Genomic DNA, 5,713 nt, shown 5'->3' on the forward strand with positions numbered 1-5,713 from the left:
GCCGCCCGGGCAGTGCTCCTCGTGGACCTGCTGGGCGAGCGCCCCGACGACGCCGCGCTGGCGGCGGCGGCCGTGGGCGCCGGCCTGGCCCCGGGCACCCGCCGGCTGGTCGTCGTCCTCGCCGGGGACGACGGCGACGCGATCGACGCCGGGGCCGTCGCCCCGGTCGGATGGGGCGCCGTGGCGGTGCCGCTGGCCTCGGGCCCGGTGCTGGTCGTCGACGTGCCGGAGGACGTGGCGACGCGCGACGCCGGGCGGATCGTCCGGGACCGCCTGGTCGCCTGCGCGGGGCCGGCGTCGTGCGGCGGCGCGATCTCGCCGCCGTACGCCGGCTTCGCCGGCCTGCGCCGCGGCCTGCGCGAGGCGCGTGCCGCCGCGAGGATGGCCCGCACGGAGCCGATCGTCGTCCAGGACCTCGGTCCCGCGCGCCTGCTCGTGACCGCCCCCGAGGACGCGCCGGCGCTGGGGGAGGAGCTGCTCGGCCCGCTGCTGCACCCGGAGCCCGGGATCCGCGACCTGCTGACGACGCTGGAGACCTTCCTGGCCTCGGGCGCCAGCGTCACGGTGACGGCCGCGGAGCTCGGCCTGCACGCCAACTCGATCCGCCACCGCTTCGGTCGGATCCGGGCGGCCACGGGCCTGGACGTGATCGCCCGCCTCGACGACCAGCTGCTGGCCCAGGCCGGGCTGGCGGCGCTGCGGCTGGGCGGGCCCGCGGCGGACGGCGGACCGGCAGGCGTCTGACGCGCTTCGCACGCCGGCCGAGCGCCTGCCGGCGGCCGGCCACCCGGGTCCCGGCCGGCCCGGGGGTGGCGGGCCGGCCGGCGAGCGGAGCCTGGGGTCAGTCGGCCCGGGTCCAGGCGGCCTCTGCCTTGTGGATGCCGTTGATGAAGTTGTTGACCTGGAACTCGGGCTCCGCGGTCAGGTGGAGGTCCGGCATCCGGGTGTAGACCTCACGCAGCGTCGCCTTGATCATCTGGCGGCCGAGGGCGGCGCCGATGCAGAAGTGCGGGCCGCCGGCGCCGAAGCCGAGGTGCTTGTTCGGGGTGCGGAGGATGTCGAAGCGGCGGGGGTCGTCGAACTGGTCCTCGTCGTAGTTGCCGGAGCAGTACCAGAGGACGAGCTTGTCTCCGGCCTTGATCTCCTGGCCGCCGACCGTGGTGTCGTTGACGGCGGTGCGGCGGAAGTGCTGGACGGGGCTGACGTAGCGGAGGATCTCCTCGACGGCGCCGTCGAGACGGCCGTCGAGGTCCTCGCGCAGCAGGGCCAGCTGGTCGGGGTGCTCGGAGAAGAGCCGGAATGCGTGGCCGATCGAGTGGCGGGTCGTGTCGTTGGCGGCGGAGCCCAGCAGCGAGAAGAACGCGGCGATCTCCCAGTCGTCCAGGACGCGGTCCTCGAACGTGGCGTTGACGACCCAGGAGACGAGGTTGTCGGCCGGGTTGTCGCGGAAGTGGTCGGCGCGGGCCATCGCGACCTCCTGGATCCGCTCGGCCTCCTCCGCGAACGTCGTCAGGGCGTCGCGGCCGAGCGCGCAGTTGGGGTCGTCCCACGCGAGCATCCGCTCGGCGGCCTCCATGATCGTGTGCATGTCGTCGGAGCCGGGCTCGACGCCGAAGAAGAACGCGAAGATCCGGCCCGGCAGCTGCTTGGCGTAGAGGTCGACGATGTCGCCCTCGCCGAGGTCGATGATCTCGTCCACCAGCTCCTTGGCGACCGAGTCGATCCACGCGTCGATCTTGCGGACGTTCCGCGGCGTGAAGGCCTGCGACACGATGCCGCGCACCTGACGGTGCTCGGGGCCGTCCATCGCCAGGAACGATGTCGTGGCCAGGATGACGACCTCGGGCATGTCCTCCATCAGGACGCCCTCGCCGCTGACGAACGTCTCGGCGTCGCGCGAGACGCGTCGGCAGTCCTCCCACTTGGTGATCGCCCAGAACCCGGGGGTGTCGTCGTCGGGGGGCAGCAGGGAGCTCTCGTACGCGCGGTGGTACGACACGGGGTGCTCGGCGCGCAGCCGGGCGAACGCCTCCTCCCGGACCTCGAACGGCTGCTCCCAGAACGCGCGGGCCCCGAGGTCGAGGTCGGGGCCCCAGGTCGGGCGCGCGGTGTCGGTCGGCGTGCTCATCGTGGCCAGCCTCCCTCGCGCGCGGGCGCCCGGGGAGGACCCAGGGGGAGAGATCCGCGTCCCGTTGGGGGGATACCAGGGACGGCCCGCGGGTACAGCGTCCGCCCGGGTGGCGCCGTGCCGCTCGCGGGTCCCGCGCCGGCCACCCCTCCGCGCGGCGGGGAGGTGCGAGTCGCAGTCCCCCGGGGCCCCAGGGCCGCTCTATCCTCGGCCCGTGGCCGCGGGACGCGGCCCGAGGACCGGAGGAGCACCGTGACGCAGGAGCAGTCGTCCGTCGACGAGAACGAGGCCGCGGACTGGGGGACGTCGGACGAGCTGACCGCGTTCGAAACCATGATGTGGCGCGCCGACGCCGACCCGGCCCTGCGCTCGGCCGGGCTGATCGTCGAGGTGCTCGACCACGCCCCGGACTGGGACCGCCTCGTCACCGGGCACCGCTGGGTCGTCCGCCGGGTCCGGCGGATGCGCCAACGCGTCCTCGAGGACCGCTCCCGGATCGGCCAGCCCGCCTGGGTCGACGCCGAGGTCGACCTGAACGCGCACCTGCGGCGCGTCACGCTGCCGCCGGGCTCGACGTTCGACGACGCGATGGTCGTCGCCGCCGAGGTCCACATGGAGGGCTTCGAGCGCGACCGGCCGCAGTGGAAGGGCGTCCTCGTCGACGGCCTGGCCGACGGGCGGGCGCTGTACCTCTTCAAGCTCCACCACGCGATGTCCGACGGCACCGCGCTGATCCAGCTGCTGCACCTGATCCACAGCACCACGGCCGAGCCGACGGTCTCCGCGTCCGACCAGGCCGACCCGTCGCGGGCGGCGGTCGCGTCGGCCCAGGCGCTCGTCGTCCGCAACGCCGCGCGGCAGGTCGGCCGGGCCCCGGGGCTCGTCGCCCGCGGCGGCCGGATCGCCGGCGGCGTGCTCCGCCGGCCGCGCCGCAGCGCGCTGTCGACCGTCCGCTACGTCCAGTCGCTCGGCCGGATGGCCGGCGCGTCGCCGGGGACGCCGTCGCCGGCGCTCAGCGAGCGCGGGCTCGGCCGCGACGTGTTCGCGATCGACGTCGCGATGGCCGACCTGCGCGCGGCCGGCAAGGCGCTGGGCGGCTCGCTCAACGACGCGTACCTCGCCGCGCTCGGCGCGGGCCTGCGCCGGTACCACGAGGCGCTGGGGGTCGAGGTCGACGAGATCCCGCTGGGCATGCCGATCAGCCTGCGCAAGGCCGGTGACGAGGGCGGGGGCAACCGCTTCGCCGCGGCCCGCGTCGCGCTCCCCGTCGCGGAGCGCGACGCGACCGCCCGCGTGGCCCGGGTCCGCGCCCAGGTGCTCGCCGCGCGCGACGAGCCCGCCCTGGACCTCGCCGGCGCGGCGGCGCCGCTGCTCAGCCGCCTGCCGACCGGCGTGCTGACGCGGACGACGTCGACGATGACCAGCGCGCTCGACGTCCAGGCGTCGAACTTCCGCGGGCTCACCCGGGCCGCCTACGTGGCGGGAGCGGAGGTGCTCGAGGTCTACGTGATGGGCCCCGTCCCCGGCTGCGCGATCATGGCGACGCTGATCTCCAACCGGGACCGCTGCAGCATCGGCGTCGCGGTCGACACCGCCGCCGTCACGGACGTCCCGCTGCTGCGGCGGAGCATCGGCGAGGGCCTCGCCGAGGTCGTCGCGGCGGGCGCCGCGGGCTGACCCGACGGTCGTCGGGGGACGCGGCCCGCAGGACCTGGCCGACGCCGCCCACGACGCCCCGGACCGCGCGGCCGAGGTGGGGCAGGTCCGCAACGTCCTGCTCACGATCATCCGGCGGCGGCACGGGGTCGCGAACGTCCTGCGGACCGACGAGGCCACCGCGATGCCCGTCGCGCGCTGGCCGCTCCCGGCCCGCGGCCTCCGGTCCGGCGCGTCGACCGGCGCCGCGCCGGTCCCGGCGCGCCACCCGCCGTCGGCCCGGCGCGCCGCTCAGGCGTAGTCGTAGATGCCGTGGCCGGTCTTGCGCCCCAGGCGCCCCGCCGCGACGAGCCGCTGGAGCAGGGCGGGCGGCGCGAACAGCTGCTCGCGCTGCTCGGTGTAGAGCGTCTCCGCCACCCCGAGCACCGTGTCGAGGCCGATCAGGTCCGACAGGCGCAGCGGGCCCATGGGGTGGGCGCAGCCCTTGACCATCCCGTCGTCGATGTCCTTGGCGGTCGCGAGGCCCTGCTCGAGCATCCGCACGGCGGACAGCAGGTAGGGGATCAGGAGGGCGTTGACGGTGAAGCCCGCGCGGTCCGGCGCGTGGATCGGGTCCTTGTGGAGGACGTCGACGACGAACGCCTCCGCGCGGTCCGTCACCGACTGCGCCGTCAGGAGCGACGGGATGATCTCCACGAGCGACAGCACCGGCACGGGGTTGAAGAAGTGCAGCCCGAGCACGTTGGTCGAGCGGTCGCCGACGGCCGCGCCGAGCTCGACGATCGGGATCGACGAGGTGTTGGACGCGAGGATCGCGTCGGGGTCCTCGACGATGCCGGCGAGCGCACGGACGACGTCGATCTTGGCGTCCTTCTGCTCGACGACGGCCTCGACGACGAGCTGGCGGTCCGCGAGGTCGCCCATCGTGCCGCTCGCCCGCACGCGCGCGAGCGTGTCGTCGGCGTCCTCCCGGGAGAGCTTGCCGCGGTCGACGCCGCGTCCGAGCGAGGTCGAGATCCGCTGCAGGGCGGCGTCAGCACGCTCCTGGGAGACCTCGACGATCGTGACGTCGCACCCGGCGCGGGCGGAGACCTCGGCGATCCCGGCGCCCATCTGGCCGCCGCCCACGACCCCGACGCGGGAGATCCGCTCCGCGGCGCTCATCGGGCCGGCCACGCGCGATCGGGGGTGGCGCGCAGCGGGGCCACGCGGCGGGGGTCGTGGGAACGTCGGCGAGGGGCCATGGCCGCACGCTAGTCCCGCCGTGGGCCCCCGCGATACCCCCGACCCGGGGGGCGTTCACGGCGACGCCGGCACCCCGGTGGTGCGTGGTGTGGCGCCGTCACCCGCGGGCCCGGCGTCCAGGTGATCTGGACGCACGGCGCGAGAGATCGCAAGTCGCGGTCACAGATCGGGCCGTTCGTGCGAACACGTTTCGATGACCGCGGCAGGAACGGGGACCGAAGAGATGTCCGGACGGATGGCGAGGCGGGGCGCGTGCCCCGGGACAGGGGCGGTCGACCGGCGGTCGACGCCGGACGCGCTGCGCGACGAGGCGAGCTCGGTGCACCACCGGCTGCGCGCCGTGTCCGGCGCCGCGCTCGGGGGCGGGGACGTCTCGATCGTCGAGCTCGACGCCATCACGAGCCGCCTCGTGGACCTGCAGTGGCGGATCGGGCGCGCCGTCCCGGAGCGCCACGGAGCGACCGCGCTGCAGGAGCTGCTCGAGGCCCGCGGGCACCTCCGCGCCTCGTCGCGGGCGGTGGCGGAGCTCGTCGCCCACGTCGCGCCCGCCTGAGCCCGACCCCCGCGGCGGCGGGCGCCCCGGTCCGGTCCCCCACGGGCCGGGACGCGCGCCGCTCCGGGCCGGGGTGGGCCCACCCCGGCCCGGGGGCCAAGGCCGCCGGCCAGCTCCCCGCGCCGGGGAGG

Annotated in this window: 6 protein-coding genes; 4 read left to right on the top strand and 2 right to left on the bottom strand. The window is 75.9% G+C overall.

Translation table 11 applies throughout. The annotated features are described in order from the left end of the window. Window positions 1-744: helix-turn-helix domain-containing protein (locus AB0L40_RS25930; RefSeq protein WP_364361390.1), on the top strand; the 744-nt coding region annotated here is incomplete at its 5' end. A gap of 97 nt (window positions 745-841) precedes the next feature. On the opposite strand, the gene AB0L40_RS25935 is transcribed toward AB0L40_RS25930, so the two are convergent. Continuing rightward, complete coding sequence (locus AB0L40_RS25935; RefSeq protein WP_364361392.1) at window positions 842-2,128, bottom strand: cytochrome P450; 1,287 nt, start codon at window positions 2,126-2,128, stop codon at window positions 842-844. Window positions 2,129-2,380: 252 nt separating this feature from the next. Between AB0L40_RS25935 and AB0L40_RS25940 the strand changes: the two genes are divergently transcribed. Beyond that, window positions 2,381-3,805 carry a wax ester/triacylglycerol synthase domain-containing protein gene (locus tag AB0L40_RS25940; RefSeq protein WP_364361394.1) on the top strand — a complete coding sequence of 475 codons (1,425 nt, stop codon included), beginning with the start codon at window positions 2,381-2,383 and terminating at the stop codon, window positions 3,803-3,805. A gap of 76 nt (window positions 3,806-3,881) precedes the next feature. Further along, window positions 3,882-4,085: a hypothetical protein gene (locus AB0L40_RS25945; protein WP_364361396.1), complete on the top strand. Its 204-nt coding sequence runs from the start codon at window positions 3,882-3,884 to the stop codon at window positions 4,083-4,085. Here AB0L40_RS25945 and AB0L40_RS25950 read toward each other — a convergent pair. After that, window positions 4,076-4,948 (bottom strand): 3-hydroxybutyryl-CoA dehydrogenase, encoded by an 873-nt coding sequence (locus AB0L40_RS25950; protein WP_364361398.1) that lies wholly within the window; start codon window positions 4,946-4,948, stop codon window positions 4,076-4,078. The two genes, AB0L40_RS25945 and AB0L40_RS25950, sit on opposite strands and share 10 nt — an antisense overlap. Before the next feature lie 304 nt (window positions 4,949-5,252). On the opposite strand from AB0L40_RS25950, the gene AB0L40_RS25955 reads away from it, so the two are divergent. Beyond that, the gene (locus tag AB0L40_RS25955; protein ID WP_364361400.1) at window positions 5,253-5,582 is read left to right on the top strand and encodes a hypothetical protein; all 330 of its coding nucleotides are present in this window, start codon (window positions 5,253-5,255) and stop codon (window positions 5,580-5,582) included. The last annotated feature ends 131 nt before the right edge of the window (window positions 5,583-5,713 follow it).

The sequence above is a fragment of the Patulibacter sp. NPDC049589 genome (assembly GCF_040675535.1).
Taxonomy (GTDB): Bacteria; Actinomycetota; Thermoleophilia; order Solirubrobacterales; family Solirubrobacteraceae; genus Patulibacter.